We start from the raw sequence: 22,200 nt of genomic DNA on the forward strand, positions 1-22,200 counted from the left end.
CATGAGCGACTCCCTTGATCTCAGCCTGGACGGTGTAGAACGCCGATCGCTGGCTGACTTCACCGAAAATGCCTACCTCAACTACTCCATGTACGTGATCATGGACCGCGCCTTGCCGCATATCGGCGACGGCCTGAAGCCGGTACAGCGGCGTATTGTCTACGCCATGAGCGAACTGGGGCTGGACGCTGATTCCAAGCACAAGAAATCGGCGCGTACCGTCGGTGACGTGCTCGGTAAATTCCACCCCCACGGCGACTCGGCGTGCTACGAAGCGATGGTGCTGATGGCGCAGCCGTTCAGCTATCGCTACACGCTGGTCGACGGCCAGGGCAACTGGGGTGCGCCGGACGATCCGAAGTCCTTCGCCGCCATGCGTTACACCGAAGCGCGGCTGTCGCGCTATTCCGAAGTGCTGCTCAGCGAGCTGGGCCAGGGCACCGCTGACTGGGGCCCGAACTTCGACGGCACCCTGCAGGAGCCGCTGGTATTACCGGCGCGCCTGCCTAACATTCTGCTCAACGGCACCACGGGTATCGCCGTGGGCATGGCCACCGATGTGCCGCCGCACAACCTGCGCGAAGTCGCCACCGCCTGCGTACGCTTGCTGGATGAGCCGAAAGCCACGGTTGAACAGCTCTGCGAACACATTCAGGGTCCGGATTATCCGACCGAAGCGGAAATCATCACGCCGCGCGCCGACCTGCTGAAGATGTACGAAACCGGCAAGGGCTCGGTGCGCATGCGCGCCGTGTACCACGTCGAGGACGGCGACATCATCGTTACCGCGCTGCCGCATCAGGTCTCCGGCGCCAAAGTGCTGGAGCAGATTGCCGCGCTGATGCAGGCCAAACCGTCGAAAGCGCCGCAGATCGCCGATCTGCGTGACGAATCCGACCACGAAAACCCGTGCCGCATCGTGATCATCCCGGTCAACAGCCGCGTCGATCACGACGCGCTGATGCAGCACCTGTTCGCCAGCACCGAGCTGGAGTCGACCTACCGGGTCAACGTCAACATCATCGGTCTGGACGGCAAGCCGCAGCTGAAAAACCTCCGTGCGCTGCTGGTCGAATGGCTGGAGTTCCGCGTGCTGACCGTGCGTCGCCGCCTGCAATTCCGCCTCGACAAGGTCGAGCGTCGCCTGCATCTGTTGGACGGTTTGCTGATCGCCTACCTCAACCTGGATGAGGTGATCCACATCATCCGTACCGAGGAACACCCGAAAGCCAAGCTGATCGAGCGTTTCGCCCTCAGCGAGATTCAGGCCGACTACATCCTCGACACCCGCTTGCGTCAGTTGGCGCGACTGGAAGAGATGAAGCTGCGTGACGAGCAGGACGAACTGCTCAAGGAACAGGCCAAGCTGCAAGCCCTGCTGGGCAGCGAAGCGAAGCTGAAGAAACTGGTGCGCACCGAGCTGCTCAAAGACGCCGAAACCTACGGCGACGACCGCCGTTCGCCAATCGTCGAGCGCGCCGAAGCCAAGGCGCTGAGCGAGCACGATCTGCTGCCGAACGAGAAAGTCACTGTCGTGCTGTCGGAAAAGGGCTGGGTACGTTCGGCCAAGGGCCATGACATCGACGCCACCGGTCTGTCGTACAAGGCCGGCGATGGCTTCAAGACCTCGGCGGCGGGGCGCTCCAACCAGTTTGCCGTGTTCATCGACTCCACCGGCCGCAGCTATTCGGTCGCCGCGCATACCTTGCCGTCGGCCCGTGGTCAGGGCGAACCGTTGACCGGCCGTCTGACGCCGCCACCGGGCGCCTCGTTCGAATGCGTGCTGATGCCCGAAGACGATGCGCTGTACGTGATTGCCTCCGATGCCGGTTATGGCTTCGTGGTCAAAGGCGAAGACCTGCAAGCGAAGAACAAGGCTGGCAAGGCGCTGTTGAGCTTGCCGAACAACGCCAAGGTCATCGCACCGCGCCCTGTGGCCGATCGTGAGCAGAACTGGCTGGCCTCGGTCACGACCGAAGGTCGCCTGCTGATCTTCAAAATCAGTGATCTGCCACAATTGGGTAAGGGCAAAGGCAACAAGATCATCGGTATCTCCGGTGAACGCGTGGCCAGTCGCGAAGAATATGTCACGGACATCGCCGTTCTGCCGGAAGGCGCCACCCTGGTGTTGCAGGCTGGCAAACGGACCCTGTCACTGAAAGCCGACGACCTCGAGCACTACAAAGGTGAGCGTGGACGGCGCGGAAACAAACTTCCGCGGGGCTTTCAGCGGGTCGATGCGCTGCTCGTCGAAAACCTCAATTAGGCGAGAACGCCTTCCTAGAGCGTTCGATCTGCGATTAAACGCGTAGATCGACGCTTTGGCGCTGGAGTCGGAACGCATATTCACGGATGATATGGCCTTTCAAGCGCCGGCGTGGCCGAGCGTTCTTCATATTTATTGAGTATTTTCACTGTGGTCAGCCTTGTGGCGGCCACCTGGACGGGATGATGACTGCTCTACGCCCCCTTATTTTGTTGCTCGCCGGCGTTCTTGGCCTGGCGGGTTGCAGCGTTCACCAGCCGGTGTCGCTGTACCAACTGGACAGCGGAAGTCCGGTTCAGCCTGCGCAAAGCGCGGGCATGGCGGTTTTGCTGGGGCCGGTGGTTGTAGCCGATTACCTGCAACGCGAAACCCTGCTGCAACGTCAACCGGACGGCAGCCTGCAAGCGGCGACCGACGGTCGTTGGGCCGGCAGCCTTTCGTCGGATATCGATCAGTTGCTGATGCGTCAGGTCGCCGGTCATCTGGACAGCCAGCGTGTGGTGCTGGCGCCTGCTACCGCCGGGTTCACGCCGGATGTGCAGGTTTTGCTGACCATCACCCGTCTGGATTCCGGAGCGAAACAACCGGCGATTCTCGATGCGCAGTGGCGTTTGATCGATCGTCGCGGCAAGGTGCGCGATAACCGCATCATTCATCTGCAAGAGTTGCATGCTGGCAGCACCGCTTCCCAGGTGCAGGCACAGGGGATTCTGTTGCAGCGTCTGGCCGAGCAACTGTCGGTGGCGCTCAAGCCACTGGCCAACCAGCCGCCAGTGGCCGAGGCACCGCGCAAGGCCGCGCCGAAACCCGCAGCGCCGGCGGCGGATGCCGAGAAGCAGCCGAAGATTCCGATGGCCTCGCCGATTCGTACCGATATGGAAGTGTTTCGCTTCTGAGGCTGGAACGCGTCAGAACAGAGCCCGCCTTGTGCGGGCTTTGTTGTGTCTGGAGGTGGGGTGGAAGATCCAGAGCCCCTCACCCTAACCCTCTCCCGGAGGGAGAGGGGACCGATTGGGGGATATTCGATAGCTACACCGACGTGAACGCGCGGAGGTGAATCCATAATCGCCAAGTTCTGTCAGGTCGACATATGGCGCCAGACACCTCGGTCGGTCCCCTCTCCCTCCGGGAGAGGGCTAGGGTGAGGGGCTTTTCAGGGGTGCGCACGATTCCAATAACACCGCGCACAAAAAAGCCCGCAGACAATCACTCGTCTGCGGGCTTTTGCGTATCTGGCCTAAGCCTTACGCCCGGCGCTCATGCATCCGCGCCAGTTGCCGCTCCAGCATCGACGGATACGGTTCCATCAACCGCTCCACACAGCAAGCGCCTTCAGGGCTGGCGATCGGCCGGATCCGCGCACGCTGGCGGATCAACGTGTCATCGCTGATCTTGCGCTCGACCAGCAGCAGATTGCGGCTGTGTTGCGACAAGGCCAGTGCATCCTGGGCCGAATCGGTCAGCAGCAGATCAATCTGGCTCAGACCGAACAATTCATCGCCCAAGGTCAGGCCCAGCTGCAATTGCAGGGTGATGCCGCTGTCTGCGACCTCGATCTGCAACTGATGACCCAGAGCACGCAGCAGTTCGCCGCAGCAGATGGCATTGGTCAGGTAATCGTCGCCGCAATCTTCGGTGTGGAACAGCAACAGCGTGCTGCCATCGTTGAGGGTTTCGATTTCGCCCTGATACAGCGACGCGGCCTGCTCAAGGCAGTCGCGATAGCGGTCCTGCAATTCTTCCAGACGCGCGCGAGGCAAGCGGCGCAATTGTTCCTGCGAGCCCAGTTGCACGGCCAGTACGGCGGTATGCTGCGGAACGTCAGGGCTCGGTTTGCGCGTGAGCGGTTGGGCGGCGCCGTTCAGCGATTCGTCGCGCAGGTCGGCGAAGGCGTCATCGTCATCATCGTCTTCGACGGTGCTGACCAGGTGACGCGGCGCCGGTTTCTTCGCGGCCAGCGGGCGGCTTTCGTCGAAGCTTGGATCGCGCAGGTTACGCACCTCGAATTCCGGCTCGTCTTCTTCCTCGGCGAATTCCGGTTCGGGTTCGGGCTCAGGCTCAGGTTCCGGGGCGTAGCTGGCGTGCAGCTGGCGCGCCAGATCGCCGATTTCATCCTGGCGATCGATGCCCGGGGTGTGCGCGTCGATGCGGCGCAGCCACACACGCAATTGCAGCAACGGCGTCGACAGATAGCGGCCCATGCGCAGGCTCAGAGCCAGCGACAGCGCCAGCAGAATCGCGCTCAAAATGCCCATGCTCTGAAGGCTGATGGTCATCGGCTGCTGGAACTGATCCATGTCCAGACTGATGCGCAGTTGCCCGGCAGTCACATCCTGGAAAGTGATCTTGCTCTCGTACATGCCCTCGGCTTCGCCCAGCAGGCTGTGTTTGGGGCGCTGACCGGACTCGGCGAGGATGCGGTTGTCCACGCTGTAGATCGCCGCGTGGGCGACCAGTTTGTTCTTGGTCAGGTTGTTGAGCAGCACGTTGAGGCTGAGGATGTCGTTGGACACCAGCAGCTCGGTGGCGGAAGTGGCGGTCTGCGTGGTCAGGCTTTCGCCCAGCGCATCGGCCTGCTCGTGCATGGCCTGCTTGAATTGCAGACCCATCACCCCGGCATAGATCACCAGGGCCAGAGCGACCAGGATCACGTTGTGGCTGGCAATGCGCAATGCAATCGGTACACGGCGATGGCGCAGTGCACGGAAGATCAGCAGGAAGAAGTTATCGGTTTTGACTGGCGTGGGCCGGTTCACTTGAGCTCGGCTCTTTGTCCGTGAAGTTGACGCGCAGTATAGCGACAGGCCCCAGACCGGCAAAGCGCTCGCGGTGCCCGATGGTCACTGAAAGTGGGTAGAATGCGGTTTTTTTCCAGTTGCGGGGGTGCGCGTTGCGCGAAATCGTCCTGATTAACATCACGGGAGTCGACCGTCCGGGTCTGACGGCGGCCATCACCGGTGTTCTGGCACAAGGTGGTGTGAACATTCTCGACATCGGTCAGGCGGTGATCCACGACACCCTGTCGTTCGGCATCCTGGTTGAAATTCCCGATTCCGAACAGGGCAAGTCGGTGCTCAAGGACATCCTGTTCAAGGGCTACGAACTGGATCAGCAAGTGCGCTTCACCCCGGTATCCGAAGAGGATTACCAGCAATGGGTGGGCAATCAGGGCAAGAAGCGCCATATCGTTACCCTGCTGACGCGCAAGGTTACCGCTGGCCAGTTGCAGGCGGTCAGCGCGATCACCGCCAAATATGGCCTGAACATCGACCATATCGACCGTCTGTCGGGGCGCATGCCGCTGGACACGCCGGCCGACAAGGGCAAGGGCTGCATCGAGTTTTCCGTGCGCGGCGAAGCTGCCGATCCGCAGGCCCTGCGCGCCGAATTCCTCAGTGTTGCCCAGGAATTGAACGTCGATATCGCCTTTCAGGAAGATTCGCTGTTCCGTCGCAACCGGCGTCTGGCGGTGTTCGACATGGACTCGACGCTGATCGAAGCGGAAGTCATCGATGAGCTGGCCAAGGCGGCCGGCGTGGGTGATCGAGTGTCCGAAATCACCGAGCGCGCCATGGCCGGCGAACTGGATTTCCGCGCCAGCTTCAAGGAGCGTCTGGCGCTGCTCAAGGGCCTCGACGTCAGCGTGCTCGACTCGATCGGCGCCTCGCTGCGCCTGACCGAAGGCGCCGAAACCCTGTTCGCCGAACTCAAGCGCCTCGGCTACAAAACCGCCATCCTGTCCGGCGGCTTCACTTATTTCGCCAAGCAGTTGCAAGCCAGGCTTGGCATCGATTACGTGTTTGCCAACGAGCTGGAAGTGGTCGACGGCAAGTGCACCGGCGTGGCGATCGAGCCGATTGTCGATGCGCAGCGCAAGGCTGACTTGCTCAAGGAACTGGCGCACAAGGAAGGTCTGCGTCTGGAGCAGACCATTGCCGTCGGCGACGGCGCCAACGACTTGCCGATGCTGGCGATTGCCGGGCTGGGCGTGGCGTTCCGCGCCAAACCGCTGGTCAAGCAGTCGGCGAAGCAGGCGATCTCAACGCTGGGGCTGGATGGTGTGTTGTATCTGCTGGGTTTCCGCGATCGTGACGGGCAGCTCTGAGATCTCGATAAGCTGATCTGGCCTCTTCGCGAGCAAGCTCGCTCCCACATTTGAACTGCATTTGAATGTGGGAGCGAGCCTGCTCGCGAAGGCCGCGCCTCGGTCTAGAGCGAATTCCACAACGAATCAAAATCCTCCTCACCTCCGCCATTCTGCGTAGGATCCAGCGAGCGATAGGCGAACTGGTTGAAGCTGTGCGTACTCGCCACCCGCCGATCCAGCCCGGCGCGGTGTTCTTCGCCTTGGGTGTTGATCAACACCTTGTTGCCTTCCTGAAAGGGCAGGCGCGGCGCAAGTACGGTCGCTGGCACATCGATCGCACTGATTTCCGGCAACAGCAAACCGCGCAAATACTGGCTGTGATCATCTTTCGTTCGGACCAGTTGCAAGCCGCACGGCTGCGCGTATGGCGCGACCAGTTCAATGCCCATCTGTGTACCGCTGCCGCGCACCTGGCGGATCCAGCGAATCACCGCAATGCTCCAGCCTTTGGCCTCGCTGTCCTGAATGCCGAGCATTTCCCCGGCCTGCAACTCCGCCGGTACTTCGCTCGGCCAGGCCAGGCAATAGCCGCCGGGGCTATGGTTGATCACCGGCAAGGCGTAAGTCGGATAGTTCGGCGCGTTGCCGGGGCCTTCGTCCTCGCTCAATTGGTCGTACTGGATTTCCTCGTACGGCAACAGCTCATCGTTACTTTGCGGGGCAGCGTCGAACGCCTGACTCCAGCTGTCCTTTTCGCCGTTGCTCACCACGCTGCTGAAGTTTGCCGCGCGGGCACCGGGATGTTTGAGCAACTCGCTGAAGGTGCGCTCGCCGCCGAGGTAGAAATGCAGGGCGCTCATGCCAACGCACACGGTCAGCGTGCCCTGGCCGGCGATGCGTTGAAAGCTGCGTTCCGCCGCTTGGCCCCAAGTAGCGTGCAGATGTTGCAGGGTGTCGACGCTGAGGCCGGCGGAAACGGGCAGTGGGGTCGAGGTGGACTGGTGCAGCAGGTGCGTTTCGAGCTGTTTGACCAGCGGTTGCGGATCGAAGCCCAGCAGCCCATTCTGTTGTTCGCTGCGAAACATCTTGCGGTAGCGCGGGCCGACATCGAGTTCCGGGCTGGTGGCGAACAAACCGTCGTCGGCGCTGCCGGGATGCAGTTTGAGCAGGGCGCTCCACGGCTCGATCACCTCGGCCAGCCGGGCAATCTGGCTTTGACGCAATTGATTGCAACGGGCGCTGCCCAATAGCAGTGCGGCGATGTAGGTCTGTTCGACGCTCAGTTCGCTGGTCAAAAAGGCCAGATCATCGCGCAGCCGCCGTTGTTGCAGCTGCAATTGCGCAGCGCTGCGATACAGCTGGTGCAATTCGAACCACACGTGTTCCGGCGGTGAACTGTACAACTGCGTGGCGCGCACCAGTTGCGCCTTGAGGGCATGCGCCGCGCGTTGCAAGGCGGTGCTGACCAACGTCGCGCGGTCCTTGCTGTATTTGGGCAGGATGCGCAGAACGATCTGTTTATAGCCGATGGCCAGCTGACCTTGCAGCGCCTGGCACAGGTTGCTGACCTTGCGCGAGCGCTCGTCGAGCATGATCGCCTGATGGAGAAAGTGCCGTTCCAGATGCTGGCAGACGAAATACACCTCGGGCCGCAGCAGTTCCAGGAGTTGCAGGCGATTGTCGCTGGGGGTGAGCAACAGGTTCAGTTCGCCGAGGCCTTGATAGAGCAGGCGGGCGGTTTCGCCGATGTTGGCCTTGGGCAGGCCGGCGATCCAGCGCTTGAGATCACGCGGGCTGGCGTCGCAGAACGACAGGCGCGTTTGCGTGGGAGTCGGAGCGCGCAGCTTGGGAGAAAAGTTGGTCTGGCTCATGAGCAAAACCATAGCAGCAAATGCCGCGGTGTGCGGAAGCAGCCTCGGCTACTTCCGCAAATTGGGTCACGCTTTTGGCAGTGCCAGGCCTTGGCCCATCTGCACTGGCGAGCCGGCCACCAGCTCTTCAGCCCACTTCACCTGATCCGGACCAAACAGCACGATTGCCGTCGAACCGAGCTTGAAGCGCCCCAGTTCCGCGCCTTTTTCCAGATGAATCGCTGCGCGTGCGGCTTCGTCGTAGCGGAAGGTTTTCAGCTCGCGCTTCGGCGGAGTAACCAGACCGGCCCACACGGTTTCAATCGAAGCGACAATCATCGCGCCAACCAGCACCACGGCCATCGGCCCGCGTTCGGTGTCGAAAATGCACGCCACGCGCTCGTTGCGGGCGAACAGCTCCGGGACGTTTTCGGCAGTAGTCTGGTTCACCGAGAAAATGCGGCCCGGGATGTAGACCATTTCGCGCAGGGTGCCGGCCAGTGGCATGTGCACGCGGTGGTAGTCCTTCGGCGACAGATAAATGGTGGCGAAATCGCCGCCCATGAATGGCGCTGCGTTGGCCGCATCACCGCCGAGCAATTCGAGCACGCTGAAACTGTGGCCCTTGGCCTGGAACACGCGACCGTGCTCGATCGGGCCGAGTTGACTCACCGCACCGTCGGCCGGGCTGAGGATCGCGCCCGGAGTTTCGTCCAGTGGACGCGCGCCGTCTTTCAACGCACGCGTGAAGAATGCGTTGAAGTGCTCGTAAGCGGTCAGGTCTTCGACCAGTGCTTGCGACATGTCCACTTGATAACGCTTGGCGAACCATTGGGTGAAGGCATTCTTGAACCAGCGCACGCGGCATTCGGCGATGCAGCCGGCCAGGCGCGACAGCAGGTGATGCGGCAGCAGGTACTGGCTGAGGATAAACAGACGCTCTTTCATTAGTTGTCCTTAAAAACCTTAAATCTCGACTGGCGTGTCAGGGTGGTTGCCCCATTCGCCCCAGGAACCGGCGTAGCCCTTGACCCGCGGATAACCGAGGGCTTTGGCCACCAGATAAGTGAAGCCCGACCGGTGATGGGTCTGGCAGTGGGTAATGATTTCCTTGTCCTTGGTGATCCCGAGGTTTTCGAGGATCTGCGGCATGTCGCTGCGGATACGCAGCTGACGCGTCTGGTCCATGCCGGCGGTCCATTCGAAATTGACCGCGCCGGGGATGTGTCCGCCCTTGGCGGCGAGGACTTTCTCGCCGGAATACTCCAGCGGCCCACGCGCGTCCCAGATCGCCAGATCGGCGGCACCGAGACGGCTTTGCAGGTATTCGCGGGTGGCGGTCGGTTCATCGTGCAGGGTCAGCGAGACCGGGCCACCGACGGCGGCCGGCACCTGAATCGACATCGGCATACCGTCCGCCAGCCAGGCCGGCAAACCACCATCTATATAGTGGTACTTGTCGTGGCCGATGACATCGAGCAGCCAGATGAAACGCCCGGCCCAGCCGCCGCCCTCATCGTCATACACCACGTAGACCGCGTCTTTGCGATGACCGAGCTCACCAAACAACGCTTCCAGATCGGCCTTCGCCGGCATCAGCCCGGGCGCCGGTGGCTGGCCGAGCTGGGTGCGTTTCGGGTCGACAAAACGTGCGCCGGGCAAATGACCTTCGGCATACCGGGCAGGGCTGGTCAGGTCCACCAGAATCAGTTCCGGGGACTCCAGACGCGGCAGCAGGTCGCTCGGCTCGATGACGAGCGGCAAGCCAGAGAAGTCAGACATGTGAGGTCTCCAGAGCACAAAGGGGAGGATTGTAGCGCAGGCTCATTGGCCGCGGCTGCTAAAGCTGTGCAGGGCTTTTTCGATGCACTGCGCAGTTTTGCCGAAGGCTTGCACAGTGATGTCGGCGAACGGCCCGCCACCCTGATCGGCAACGACGATCATGATCACCCGGCCGTTGTTGACCAGCGAACGCAGGAACAGATTTTCACCGCGAAACAGCGTGCGCAGGCTCGCTGGCAATAAGGCAGAGAATTGCGCGTTGTTCTCCGGTGTGATCCGCACCTGCGCCTGCTGAGCGAGCAGGCGTTGCAGGACCTTGCTCTGGCTGACGACAAAACTCAGCGCCGCCGCATCCTTCGGCAAACCGGCGGTCTGGTGCACGCGCAGGGTCGAGTGCGTGCGGTCGGCCATCAGAATCATCACCCGGCGCATGCCGCTGGCCACCAGTGCCTCGCGGGCGGCGACGGTCAGGCTCATGGCATTGGTGAAGCGGCTGGGCTCGGCGAGCAGTTCGGCGCATTGCCGACGCCACTGGCCCAGATCATCCGCATTCGGCGCTGCTGCCGGGAGCATGCCGGCCGGCAAGCGACGAGTGCCCCACGGCCAGATCAGCGAAACCGCCGGGTGCCACAAATCAGGCATCGAATGCTGACGCGCGCTGTTCGCCGCTTGCTGGTGCAACTGTTGCTGCACTTCGTCCATGGAAATCTGCAGATACAGGCTGGTCAGGTACTGCCAGCGCTTGCTGTGCGGACTGTCCCAGGCCTGTTGCGCCGACAGCGCCAGGCCGTTGGCAAGCAGCACGGTATTGGCGGGTTGATTGAGCCAGCGGCGTAGCGTCGGATCCTCGTCGAGGCGATTCTGCTGGCGCAGTGGGTGCTCGCTGTCACGGGCAATGCGCAGCACTTTGACCAGTTCGCGTTGTTCGCTGAGCAGCAATTTGTAGCCTTGCTCGACCCAGATCGGCAGATGCCAGGCCTGGACCAGTGCCTCGGCAATCTTCAACAAGCGCACGCCGAACAATTGCTTCTCGACCACACGTGCCGACTCGCCCTTGTGGATCACCCGCAGTTCCCACTCTTCGAGCAACTGCGGATAGGTCAGCGCCAACGGCCACAGCGGCGACAAGAACAGCAGGCTGCCCCAGTGGATGTCCTGCCACAGTCGCGCCAGGCGACTGGCAAAAAAACCGTTGGCCTGTTGTGTCGCGTGTTGGCTGATCAGTTGCAATTGGCGCAAAGCCTTGGGGATCTGCCGGTGCGGTTCGGCGGGCAGGCGCGCGAGCAATTCTTCGGTGCGTGCAAGGCCCAGGCGATTGATTGCCACCTCGAGATTTTCCGCCGGCGCGGCCATGGTGCCGTGGGTGTGACGATTCGCCTCACGGATGATGCTCAAGGCCAGCGCCGGGCTGTCCTGCATCAGATCGGCGATGTCGCGCAGTGAGCTGCGATTGTCGCGGATCGCCCGGCAGACTGTGTCGTGAGCCTCTTGCGGTACGGGCAGGAGGACGCTGTCGAGCAGCTTGACCCAAGCCTGGAGGGTGCTCGGTTTTACCGCTGGAATGTTCGTTTCATTAGCCATGTCTGGACGAGATCTTCACTGACTGTAGACGCGCCCGGCATGGGCTAAATTGGCTTTTCGCCTGAACTGGCTATAGTCTGGCGCAGTTTTGCCGATAAGTAGAAGAAGAGATTTTTTAACTTCCGAATATGACCTTGAACCCGACTTAAACAAGTACCTTCTACCTATGGCTAAAATTATCGGCATCATCGTCGTATTCGCGAGCGTGCTCGGCGGATACGTGCTCTCCCACGGCAAGATTGCCGCCCTGATCCAGCCCTTCGAGGTGTTGATCATCGGTGGTGCGGCCCTCGGCGCGTTCCTCCAGGCCAACCCCGGTTACATGACGATGCACGTGCTCAAGAAATCCCTGAGCATGTTCGGTTCGCGTTTCACCCACACCTTCTATCTGGAAGTGCTCGGGCTGATCTACGAGATCCTCAACAAGAGCCGCCGCGAAGGCATGATGGCGATCGAAGGCGACATCGAAGATGCCGCCGCGAGCCCGATCTTCGCCAAGTACCCGGCGGTGCTCAAGGATGAACGCATGACCGCGTTCGTCTGCGATTACCTGCGCATCATGTCCTCCGGCAACATGGCTCCCCACGAACTCGAAGGCCTGTTCGACATGGAACTGTACAGCCTCAAGGAAGACCTAGAGCACCCATCGCACGCAGTCAACGGCATCGCCGACGGCATGCCCGGTTTCGGTATCGTCGCGGCGGTACTCGGTATCGTGGTGACCATGGCCTCGTTGGGCGAGGGCGACCAGGCGTCGATCGGTCTGCACGTGGGTGCGGCACTGGTCGGTACCTTCTTCGGTATTCTCGCGGCGTACGGTTTCTTCGGTCCGCTGGCGCATTCCCTGGCCCACGATGCCAAGGAAGAGCTCAACGTCTACGAAGCCATCAAGGCCTCGCTGGTGGCTTCGGCGTCCGGCATGCCGCCGTCGCTGGCGGTCGAGTTCGGGCGCAAGGTTCTGTACCCGGCGCACCGTCCAAGCTTCGCCGAGCTGGAACAAGCGGTTCGCGGTCGCTAAGTCATGGAAAATAATCAGCCGATCATCGTCAAGCGCGTCAAGCGCATTGCCGCCGGGCACCACGGCGGGGCGTGGAAAATCGCCTTCGCCGACTTTGCCACGGCGATGATGGCGTTCTTCCTGGTGCTGTGGCTGCTGTCCACTGCTACGCCGGAACAGAAGATCGCCATCGCCGGTTATTTCAAGGACCCGGTCGGCTTCTCCGAAAGCGGCACGCCGTACATCATCGACCTCGGCGGTACACCGACCCTGGCGCCGGAAAACACCCTCAACCCGGAAGTGAAGTCGCAGCCGCAACCGGACAAGGTCACGGTCGACACCGATCAGGTTGAAGGCATGGCCGAGCAGGTCGAGAAGGAGCGTCTCGAACTGCTCCTGCAAGAACTGCAGAACAAGGTCGACGAGAACCCGCAACTGCAGAAATTCAAGGATCAGATCCTCTTCGAAATCACCCCGAACGGCTTGCGCATCCAGATCATGGACGCCGAGAACCGGCCGATGTTCGACTCCGGGTCCGCACGCCTGAAGCCGTACTTCGAAGACATCCTGCTGGCCATGGCCGACACCATCAAAGCGGTGCCGAACAAGATCAGTATCAGCGGCCACACCGACGCCAAGCCGTACATTGGCACTGGCGATTACGGCAACTGGGAGCTCTCGGCCAACCGCGCCAACGCGGCTCGCCGTGCCCTGGTCGCGGGCAGCTATCCGGATGCGCAGGTGGCGCGGGTGGTCGGTTATGCCTCTTCGGCGTTGTTTGATCGGGAAAATCCGTTCAACCCGGTCAACCGCCGGATCGACATTGTCGTGCTGACCAAGAAAGCCCAGGCTGCCATCGAAGGTGCGCAAGGGCCTGATGCAGCGAAACCGGCGGATCAGGGTCAGAACGGTGCTGCTCCGGCAGCCCCGGTTGATCCGAATGCGCTGCCGGCGGACAAACAGCCAGTGCCTGCTCATGAGTTGCGCGAGCGGTTGAATCTGTTTGACGATGCGGCGCCGAAACCGGCTGAGCCGGGTGGGGCGGCGCCAGCGCCGAAGCAATGATTAAAAATAAACCGACAGTGATGTCGGTTTTTTTTCGGCTGATTTTCGGCTTTGTTTTAGTGCGTTGCCAAGAGCAACCCCTTCACCCCAGCCCTCTCCCCCTGGGGGGCGAGGGGGAAAGGTAGCCGTTTTGTGTGCTTTTCGAATTCGAGTTCGACTCGGTATTTCAGGTCGGCGTACGTGAAACATTCACCTCGGTCAGTCCCCTCTCCCTCTGGGAGAGGGTTAGGGTGAGGGGCTTATCGAAAGTGACAAAATTCTAGAACCCGCGACGAATTCGATTCTTCAGCTGTTCATGAAACATCTCCGCATCGCGCTTGTAAGCCCCCTTGACCGATTCGCTGATCGAATCCAGCGCCATCGACCGCTTGTTCGACACCTCATCACGATACGCATCGATAAAGAAATCCAGATCGCTGGCCGTGCTCAGCTTCGGCCACTTGTCCAGATAGATCGGCAATTGCGCCGGCCCGGTCTTGAACGTACAGATCCGCCGGTTGCTGATCGTCGCCTCGCCGATCTCGAACGGCACCCACCACGACAGCGCAGTCTTCTCCGATACCACCGCCAGCAGATGTGTGCACTCGGTGATGTTGCGGGTAATGACCCCGGTAATGTCATCGGTGGTCTGCGATTCCGGATCCAGCACGTCGAGGTAAGTCCTGATCTTCGCCTGGGTCAGGCGGGTGTTGATGGCGATCGCATGGGCGCGATCCATGTGGCGATAGCTGATAAAGACTGGCATCAGAAATGTCCTTTGAGGGCGAGTTCGCGGTAATAGGCGCCGAGTGCCGTCAAGCGGCAGCCGGTCGAGTGAATGGCGGCGTAGTACATGTGCTCGGCGTCGACCGGTTCGATCAGGCTGTGGCGGTTGCACTTCTGCAACTGAGCGAAGACCTCGCCGTGCTCAGGCACGAACGCCTTTTCGGTGGGTTCGTAGCTGGGGTCGAGCGGCAAGACCGATTCGGCTTCGACAAACCAGTCGGGCAATTTGCGCAGGATCTCCTTGGGAATCAGCGGCGAGACTTCGCGCAGGGAAATGAACTGCGACACATTGGTCTTGAACACCGGGCGCTGTTCCCAGGCACCGAGGGCGTTGTCGACGAAGGAATACAGACTGCCGGGGGTGATTTTGCCGAGGATATTCGCCGCGCCGCCATGCAGCGCTTGCAGGAGCAGGCCGGTGAATACGCCGTGCTGCGCGCCCTCCAGCGCCGGCTCGGCTTTTTTGCAGGCGGTGAGGATCGTCATACCCTCGCTGACCATGCTGCTCTCGCTGCGCAGGGCGCGCACTTCGCCGGCGGAACCGCTTTCGCAGCAGTCGAGAATGATCACTTTGTTTTTGATCCGCGTGGCTTTGTCCGCCCAGTTGAGAATGTCGCTGATGCGGATGCCGTCCTTGGCGTTGCGGTAGTCCTGGGGTATCAGCATGCCTTCGTCAGTGTCGGCATCGAAACCGCCATGACCGGCGAAATACAGCAGAGCGACGTTGCAGTCGCCGGAAAACAACTCGCGGATCTGGTCTTCGAGTTTTTCCCGGCTCAGGTAATCCTCGGCAGATGTCAGTACGACATTTTTGAAGTTGGGGTCGCCGTTGGCGTTGCTTTTCAATACCGAAGCCATGGCCATGGCGTCGTTGCAACAGCCGCTCAGCCCGCCAATATGCGTGTAATCGTTGATGCCGATGAACAATCCCTTGCGCATGGTCACACCGCCTTGTGCAGGCGGATCGCGCCGGGGATTCTGTGGGTATTGCTCGGGCGGGCGCAGCGAGACAAATGGCTGATGAACACAAGATGTTTTTTCATGGCTTTCCTCGATGGTCGCTGTGAGCGAAGGAGGAAAGAAATGTAGGCCGCTGGCTCAGGCCTACAAGGTCTGCGCGGCAAAACAGAAAGGTCCTGCAAGCAGTCGTGCAAGTGCCTACAGAAGAAGCTGACGTTTAAGAGGAGAGAGGTGAGTCAGATGCAGTCCGACAACCGGCAGCCCATCGCATAGGACTGCCGGCGTGGCTGTTTAATAGCCGTTTTCAGGCAGGCTGGCGATGATCGAGCGATAGCTGTTCATCCGTTGCTGCTGGATGCGGCCATCTTCAAGCGCCTTGAGCAGTGCACAACCCGGCTCGCGATCGTGCTTGCAGTCGCGGAAGCGGCAAGTGCCAAGCAGGTCATCGAACTCGATGAAACCGGCTTCGACGTCGGCGCGGCTGACGTGGCCCAGACCGAATTCGCGGATGCCCGGGGAGTCGATCAGTTCACCGCCACCGGGGAAGTGGAACAGGCGCGCGGTAGTCGTGGTATGCGTGCCCTGGCCAGATAGCTCGGACAACGGCCCGACGCGGGTTTCGACTTCCGGCAGCAGACTGTTGACCAGCGACGACTTGCCGACGCCGGACTGGCCGACGAATACGCTGATGCGCCCGTCGAGCTGCTTTTGCAGTTGCTCCATGCCGTCGCCGTGGTGCGCCGAGACTTCCAGCACCGGATAACCCAGCGTGCGGTAGACCGCCAGCAACGCGTTCAGCGCCGGGGCGTTTTGCTCGTCGATCAGATCGAATTTGTTCAACAGCAGAAGCGGGCGGATGCCGGCATGTTCGGCGGCGACCAGATAGCGGTCGATCAGGTTGGCGTGGGGCTCTGGTAGCGGCGCGAACACGATGACGATCATGTCGACGTTGGCGGCAACCGGTTTGAGCTGGCCACGGCTGTCGGGGCGACACAGCTCGGTGCTGCGCGGCAGTTGCGCGACGATCACGCCAATGCCCTGGTTGCCGGCGCGCCAGACGACTTTGTCGCCGGTGACCAGCGCTGGCAGGTTGGCGCGCAAGTGGCAGCGGAACACTTGGCCGGCCAGTTCGCCGTCAACAGCTTCGACTTCGACCTGCACACCGAAGTGGGCGATCACCAGGCCGTGCTGCTCAGGGCCAAGGTCGCCGCCTTCGAGGGCCTCGACCGCCGAGGACTCGCGTTTGGCGGCGCGTGCGGCGCGCTCGCCCTGAATCTTTTCGATGCGCCAGTTTTGACGACGATTGAGTTGGCGTTTGGCCATGGGTGTTCCGTCTGAAGAATGCAGCGATTAGGTAAAACGGCCGCGAGTTTAGCACGCCCGGCCCCCGGCCTAGGCTAAACTGCGCAGCATTGCCTAGGAGCCCGAATATGCAAAACCCGCAGAACCTGATCTGGATCGACCTGGAAATGACCGGTCTGGACCCGGACAACGATGTGATCATCGAAATGGCCACCATCGTCACCGACAGTGAGCTCAACACACTGGCCGAAGGCCCGGTGATCGCCATCCATCACAGCGACGAAGTGCTCGCGCGCATGGACGAATGGAACACCCGCACCCACGGTAATTCCGGCCTGACCCAGCGTGTACGCGAAAGCCGCATCAGCATGGCTGAGGCAGAAGCTGAGACCATTGCCTTCCTGGAAAAGTGGGTGCCGAAGGGCAAATCGCCGATCTGCGGCAACAGCATCTGCCAGGACCGTCGCTTTCTTTATACCCACATGAAGGCGCTGGAAAGCTACTTCCACTACCGCAATCTCGACGTCTCGACGCTCAAGGAACTGGCCGCACGCTGGGCTCCGGACGTGCGCGACAGCTTCAAGAAGGGCAGCACGCATCTGGCGCTGGACGACATTCGCGAATCGATCGCCGAGTTGCAGCATTACCGCAAGCATTTCATCAAGTTCTGAGGGAGCGGCTTTCCGCCTTCGCGAGCCTGCTCGCGAAAGGCGCGCCCTCTTCTGGTGCGGCGCCGAAATGGCTAGACTGCGCGCCTTCCTGCCTGGACTGCCACCATGTTGCTGATGCTCTATCTGATCGCCATTACCGCCGAAGCCATGACCGGCGCGCTGTCTGCCGGGCGGCGCGGCATGGACTGGTTCGGTGTGGTATTGATCGCCTGCATCACCGCGCTCGGTGGCGGTTCAGTGCGCGACGTGTTGCTTGGGCATTACCCGCTGACCTGGGTCAAACATCCGGAATATCTGGTGCTGACCTCGGTGGCAGCGATGTTCACCGTATTCGCTGCGCGCTGGATGCGCCACCTGCGCTCGCTGTTTCTGGTGCTCGATGCAGTTGGACTGGTGGCATTTACTTTGATCGGTTGCATGACGGCGCTGGAAATGGGTCACGGCATGTTGGTGGCTTCCGTCAGCGGAGTCATCACCGGCGTTTTTGGCGGTATTCTTCGCGATATTTTCTGCAACGACATACCATTGATCTTCCGTCGTGAACTTTACGCCAGCGTCTCTTTTGCTGCGGCGTGGTGCTACATGGTTTGTCTTTATCTGAACGTGCCCGGCGAACAAGCCATTCTTATTACCCTCTTTGGCGGATTTTTATTGCGTCTGCTAGCCATCCGCTTCCATTGGGAAATGCCCAAGTTTGTCTATAACGATGAACATTAAAGTGTGGTTTTGCTCCTGTGGTGCACGCGGTCTCGCATGATCTTTGCGCCATTTTTCTGCAAACTTATATTTCTTACATTTTCTGCTTTGCTGTTTCTTTGAAAGGTATGTAGTTTTTTTCTTGGCATAGTCTCGATGCCAAAATCAATTTATCTTTTCAAAGGAATTGAATAATGAGCAACAACCCGGATGTTACGCATGATCAGCAAGCAACTTGGCCTGGCCTTGCCGGTCTGGCCAGTTTAAAAGTCAAGTTTGATGCGAATGATAATACTCAAAGCAGGGCATTCTTCGCCAATGGACGAATGCAGATAAAAGTGCAAGTGCTTGTATCCGGGGTGGACGCCGACGGCAACGCAACTCATCTACCGGCAAATGTAATGGAAAGCATCGAGCTTGTTCATTATGCCACCAGCAAGACGTTGCGCGACGGCTGGGTCGCGAGCGCAGTGCAAGGGCGATTTACCATTGAGGCACGACCCGCACCCACTGCCGGAGAGGAAAGTGACGATGACACTGACAGCGTTCATCCCCAAGTGCGGACGTTCTGGGTTTCCTCATCGAGCGCCGGCACGACTCAGATCGGTGCGCGCCTGTCTCTGAACGGGGAGAGGATTCTCAGTAATGGAACCACACTCTCCAGCGTTCACGACAGCAGCGTAACTATCGAAGCACAACCTCCCAAGGCGTATGACGTCAATCTGTTTCGTTGGTATCAGACCCGACGCGGCAATGAGGAACCCGGTAATCGTATCTGGAACTATTATCTGGGTCTTTATCCCCAGGGGGAGCAGGTCAAACTGGTTGATTGGATCGTCGACGGCGAAGATGCAGGCGTTGACATAGTCTTTGCAGGGGGTAATAAGCTTAACGAAAATAAAACCAATTATATGCTGGCCACTCTTGTCCGCCCCGAGCGTAACAAAGTGGATGTATCCTTGCCGTACCGCGGAGATCCTATTGCATTCAAATTTTATGCTGACGCCATTACCAGGGACAGCAAGCTTTACTCTGTGCGCGTCAATGATCGGGACGGCGAGTTGACCGTCATGCAAGCCCTGTCCGAATACTCGGAAATTGCACCAATATCCAGAAGCGGAGAAATTTTTCATTTTCGCGCCGTTGATCAGTATGGTACGGAGCACAAGCTGGCGATTCGGCTGAACTTCCATGAGCGCAACTTGTACTTGGAACGAGGCTGAATCATGTTCTCACCGATGTCATTTCGGTCGATATGAATATATATGCTTTCAGCAGGTTAACTCCCGATAAGCTGTGGTGTTCAATTGTCAGGTATTCGCACCCACGTGCATTTACTTATATGTAATGGTTGGCCCCTCGATTTCGGGGGGGCAACTCAACCACATCTCAAGGATGAGTAGTCATGACTGGCAAACCGCCAAAGGTCAAACCTGTACCAGCCCCAACCACCAAACCTTACGATTCCGGCGTGGATAGCTCTTATCGGCCAGCATCTTCGTCCTCAACAGTGCCATATCTGAACAGTGCGCATAGTCAGCAGCCCTTGCTTTCGGCCGCTGGGCCGGATCAAGTGGCGGTGACGCCGACGATCAGCGTAAACGTACGTCCGATATCCTCGATCATCGATGAATTGACATCGCTTTCCGCAGAGTCTGTGCTGGCGGGATACCAGATACCCATGCCCAAAAGCTTCGGCGATACCCACGCGAAGGGCATTCAGATGCTGAACCAGCGTCAGTATGTCGCCGTCGCTGATGATCACATCGTTCAAGTGGTCCTGGATGTCGAGAGCGGTCTGTTGCGCGCCACGCAGGCTAGAGAGCTGCATCCTTCCGGTCCGTTATTGAAGCCAGACAGCGAGGGGCGGTTCTGGCTCCCGCTGGATAATAGCGGTGCGCATAACCGTTCGGTAAATCTCCATTCCGAAGAAAGACACCTGGCAGAGCTGTTTCTTCTCGCAGGTCATTCAGTGGAGGATTTCTCCGCACTCACAATCAGACGTATTCTTGCGGTGAGTGGCATTGGCGCACCACTGGCGCACGAAACTTCCCCTCATTCCACAGCTTTGGCCTTGCTGCAAGACACGCTAAGGCGCTTTACTCTCGATCAGAACATCCAGCTGTTCGTCAGGCAAATGCAACATCCCGACCCGCACGTGCGCGCGCAGGCCGATCCACACTTGCTGACTTTGCTGCCGATAGGCGCTGGTGACATGACCGAACAGCACCGCGCGTTGCTCTTTGAGCAGAGTGAGCGGGCGTTCGAGCTCGACTGTGATGAAAATACGTTGCAGATGCGGCGCATTTTTCCTCATTTGCCCAAGAGTCTCGCTCAGGCGTTGTGGCGAGAAGCAAGCGCCGCCGACCATTCGCATATGCATCTCCAGCCGGGAATGCCGAGACATATTGCAGAAAAGGCGCTGCTGGCGTTGCGTGACGTTCGTCTTGCCAGAGCCTGTGAAGGTATTTATCTCGATTCAGTAGCCAGCCTGGACAGTGACCAACTGGCGCTGCAGATGATCGGGCAGCTTGATCAGTGGCCGCGACAGGTTCGTATTGAAATTCGTCTGCAAGGGGCGGAAGGCAACCCGTTGTGTGCTATTGGCGATGCTCGATCGCCAGTGCGTCACACGCTGATTCGTCAGCATGAAGGCTACGTCATCCCGGGCAGCGGCATCCCCTCGACCCGGGATTCAATGGATCTGTATGCCACAGTCTGGCTCCTGTTACTGCCCGAGCAGCGCCAGTTGCTCGGTGTAGCGCAGGGCGGTGGTGTGGCTCTGCAGGGGCTGATACGTGCACAGCCGTTGCCGTCGCGCCAGAGTGTGAGCGAATTGTTGGGACTCGCACCGGTGCAGGTAACGGCTGTTGCCGGCAGCGCCCAATACGTGCGAGCGGGGCTGCGAGGCGGCGGCGATGACAACCCGACGTTGACAAAATCCGTTATGGAACGTGTCCGTGATCTCTATCCGCAACTTGCTGACAAGGAATTGAATACGTTCATTTCCGAGCGTCTGAAGTCGGACGCATCCGGGGTCCTGGCTCGGCTGGAGGCAGAGTTTGTAACCTTGCGCACTGAGTTGGCGAGCTGGAGTGCGCAAGGATTGTCGAACCGCACGGATTCATCGCAGGGCGCACCGCAAGCTGGAGAGCAACGCCTGGCTCGCGAGCGGTTCAGTGCAAAGCTGCAGGATATCTGGCAGCGCAAGTCGGTTTCACAGTGGGGGGAGGGCGACTGTCAGTTTTCTTACTATGTCGATTTCTCCGGTGAGTTGCCAAGGTTGTCCAGCCGATTTGAGCATGTAACAGAGTTGATATTGACCGCGAATGAATCGGGCGCACGGATAGGTGCATTTCTCGACAGCTTTCCCGGTATCCGATTTTTGGGAGTCTTTGGCATTGAAGTGGGGGAATTTCCGTCGGGAATATTTCAAATGCGCCAATTAAGCGAACTAACGCTGGACGGGTGCTCGCTAAAACTATCCGAGGTCACAGTTGAAGGATTGTCCAGAATCGAAACGCTTACTCGGTTGAATCTGGCAAACAATCCTCTGACAGTTGCTCCGCATGTTGGCTACATGGCAGGTTTAACCGGATTGATGCTGAGCAACGCAAATCTTTCCTACGTACCTTCAGGCATAGACGCGCTCAGGAAACTGGGTGTCGTGGCGTTGCATGATAATAATATTTCCGACGTGGGATATGAGTTGTTTGAGATTCCGGATACACAGGATCTATTCGTTGGCTTGTTGAATAACCCGCTGAGTGATGCGTCAAGGCAACGGATCAGTCAGTATTTAGAAAATTCCAGTATGGATCGGAAGGTGGAAATCCAGGCGGAGGATGCATTTTCAGAATCTGACTCCGATAGTGAATCTTCAGAAAGCGGGATTTCGACAGGCTCGGACAGTGACTGAAATGTTGGTGAAAGTGACGGATTCTTTATTTTCAAACATATACTGACAAGAGTAGCTGTCCGGTGATTTCCCCTTCTGATTCTGCGTAGTTTGAGTCGGAAGGGGAAGACGGTGCTGAGGCGCTGGAATCAAAGGGGCAGGGACGATATTGTTGAACATGGTCTTGTGATATTGCATTTTGGAGAATATTAGCATTTGTGTGAGTGGGTGACAGAAATGTTAAATTGTTGCCTCCTCATAAATTGTCGAATGTCTTGAC

At 59.4% G+C, this 22,200-nt stretch carries 17 protein-coding genes; 9 read left to right on the forward strand and 8 right to left on the reverse strand.

Going from position 1 to position 22,200, the window contains the following annotated elements; translation table 11 throughout:
- The first annotated feature begins 1 nt into the window (after position 1).
- Together parC and OC605_RS18575 are read left to right on the forward strand one after the other, a co-directional pair.
- Positions 2 to 2,266, forward strand: a complete 2,265-nt coding sequence (gene parC / locus OC605_RS18570; protein WP_197891739.1) for a DNA topoisomerase IV subunit A — start codon at positions 2 to 4, stop codon at positions 2,264 to 2,266.
- A gap of 185 nt (positions 2,267 to 2,451) precedes the next feature.
- A complete protein-coding gene (locus OC605_RS18575) occupies positions 2,452 to 3,162 on the forward strand; it encodes a membrane integrity-associated transporter subunit PqiC (protein ID WP_039756820.1) in 711 nt (236 codons plus the stop codon).
- Positions 3,163 to 3,510: 348 nt separating this feature from the next.
- Here OC605_RS18575 and OC605_RS18580 read toward each other — a convergent pair whose 3' ends face one another.
- Complete coding sequence (locus tag OC605_RS18580; protein ID WP_041477649.1) at positions 3,511 to 5,022, reverse strand: AhpA/YtjB family protein; 1,512 nt, start codon at positions 5,020 to 5,022, stop codon at positions 3,511 to 3,513.
- 134 nt (positions 5,023 to 5,156) lie between these two features.
- Between OC605_RS18580 and serB the strand changes: the two genes are divergently transcribed.
- Positions 5,157 to 6,371 (forward strand): phosphoserine phosphatase SerB, encoded by a 1,215-nt coding sequence (gene serB, locus OC605_RS18585; RefSeq protein ID WP_041477650.1) that lies wholly within the window; start codon positions 5,157 to 5,159, stop codon positions 6,369 to 6,371.
- 104 nt (positions 6,372 to 6,475) lie between these two features.
- Here serB and OC605_RS18590 read toward each other — a convergent pair whose 3' ends face one another.
- The 4 genes from OC605_RS18590 to OC605_RS18605 form a co-directional block, all read right to left on the reverse strand.
- The gene (locus tag OC605_RS18590; RefSeq protein ID WP_262138719.1) at positions 6,476 to 8,224 is read right to left on the reverse strand and encodes a molecular chaperone; all 1,749 of its coding nucleotides are present in this window, start codon (positions 8,222 to 8,224) and stop codon (positions 6,476 to 6,478) included.
- A 66-nt stretch (positions 8,225 to 8,290) separates the two neighbouring features.
- Positions 8,291 to 9,151 carry an archaetidylserine decarboxylase gene (gene asd, locus OC605_RS18595; RefSeq protein WP_262138721.1) on the reverse strand — a complete coding sequence of 287 codons (861 nt, stop codon included), beginning with the start codon at positions 9,149 to 9,151 and terminating at the stop codon, positions 8,291 to 8,293.
- Between the two features lie 18 nt (positions 9,152 to 9,169).
- Positions 9,170 to 9,985 (reverse strand): thiosulfate sulfurtransferase, encoded by an 816-nt coding sequence (gene rhdA / locus OC605_RS18600; protein ID WP_076565369.1) that lies wholly within the window; start codon positions 9,983 to 9,985, stop codon positions 9,170 to 9,172.
- A gap of 42 nt (positions 9,986 to 10,027) precedes the next feature.
- Complete coding sequence (locus OC605_RS18605; RefSeq protein ID WP_262138723.1) at positions 10,028 to 11,566, reverse strand: HDOD domain-containing protein; 1,539 nt, start codon at positions 11,564 to 11,566, stop codon at positions 10,028 to 10,030.
- Between the two features lie 166 nt (positions 11,567 to 11,732).
- Here OC605_RS18605 and motA point away from each other — a divergent pair, with 166 nt between their 5' ends.
- A complete protein-coding gene (gene motA, locus OC605_RS18610; protein ID WP_016771962.1) occupies positions 11,733 to 12,584 on the forward strand; it encodes a flagellar motor stator protein MotA in 852 nt (283 codons plus the stop codon).
- A gap of 3 nt (positions 12,585 to 12,587) precedes the next feature.
- Complete coding sequence (gene motB / locus OC605_RS18615; RefSeq protein WP_071174230.1) at positions 12,588 to 13,628, forward strand: flagellar motor protein MotB; 1,041 nt, start codon at positions 12,588 to 12,590, stop codon at positions 13,626 to 13,628.
- Between the two features lie 259 nt (positions 13,629 to 13,887).
- Here the strand turns inward: motB and OC605_RS18620 are convergent, their stop codons facing one another.
- The 3 genes from OC605_RS18620 to rsgA all read right to left on the reverse strand — a co-directional run bounded on the left by OC605_RS18620 (position 13,888) and on the right by rsgA (position 16,676).
- Entirely contained in the window at positions 13,888 to 14,373 is a 486-nt protein-coding gene (locus tag OC605_RS18620; RefSeq protein WP_130888311.1) for a toll/interleukin-1 receptor domain-containing protein, read from the reverse strand.
- Positions 14,373 to 15,332, reverse strand: coding sequence for a caspase domain-containing protein (locus tag OC605_RS18625; protein ID WP_262138726.1), 960 nt, complete (start codon positions 15,330 to 15,332; stop codon positions 14,373 to 14,375). Before OC605_RS18625 ends, OC605_RS18620 begins: the two co-directional genes overlap by 1 nt.
- A gap of 312 nt (positions 15,333 to 15,644) precedes the next feature.
- Positions 15,645 to 16,676: a small ribosomal subunit biogenesis GTPase RsgA gene (gene rsgA, locus OC605_RS18630; protein WP_024011360.1), complete on the reverse strand. Its 1,032-nt coding sequence runs from the start codon at positions 16,674 to 16,676 to the stop codon at positions 15,645 to 15,647.
- Positions 16,677 to 16,783: 107 nt separating this feature from the next.
- Between rsgA and orn the strand changes: the two genes are divergently transcribed.
- The 4 genes from orn (at position 16,784) to OC605_RS18650 (ending at position 21,941) form a co-directional block, all read left to right on the forward strand.
- Positions 16,784 to 17,326 carry an oligoribonuclease gene (gene orn, locus OC605_RS18635; protein WP_110644898.1) on the forward strand — a complete coding sequence of 181 codons (543 nt, stop codon included), beginning with the start codon at positions 16,784 to 16,786 and terminating at the stop codon, positions 17,324 to 17,326.
- A gap of 105 nt (positions 17,327 to 17,431) precedes the next feature.
- Complete coding sequence (locus OC605_RS18640; protein ID WP_262138728.1) at positions 17,432 to 18,043, forward strand: trimeric intracellular cation channel family protein; 612 nt, start codon at positions 17,432 to 17,434, stop codon at positions 18,041 to 18,043.
- 173 nt (positions 18,044 to 18,216) lie between these two features.
- The gene (locus OC605_RS18645) at positions 18,217 to 19,245 is read left to right on the forward strand and encodes a hypothetical protein (RefSeq protein WP_262138729.1); all 1,029 of its coding nucleotides are present in this window, start codon (positions 18,217 to 18,219) and stop codon (positions 19,243 to 19,245) included.
- A 182-nt stretch (positions 19,246 to 19,427) separates the two neighbouring features.
- A complete protein-coding gene (locus tag OC605_RS18650; protein WP_262138731.1) occupies positions 19,428 to 21,941 on the forward strand; it encodes a leucine-rich repeat domain-containing protein in 2,514 nt (837 codons plus the stop codon).
- Positions 21,942 to 22,200: the final 259 nt, after the last annotated feature.

This window comes from Pseudomonas sp. Marseille-Q5117, assembly GCF_946901175.1.
Classification (GTDB): Bacteria; Pseudomonadota; Gammaproteobacteria; order Pseudomonadales; family Pseudomonadaceae; genus Aquipseudomonas; species Aquipseudomonas iranensis.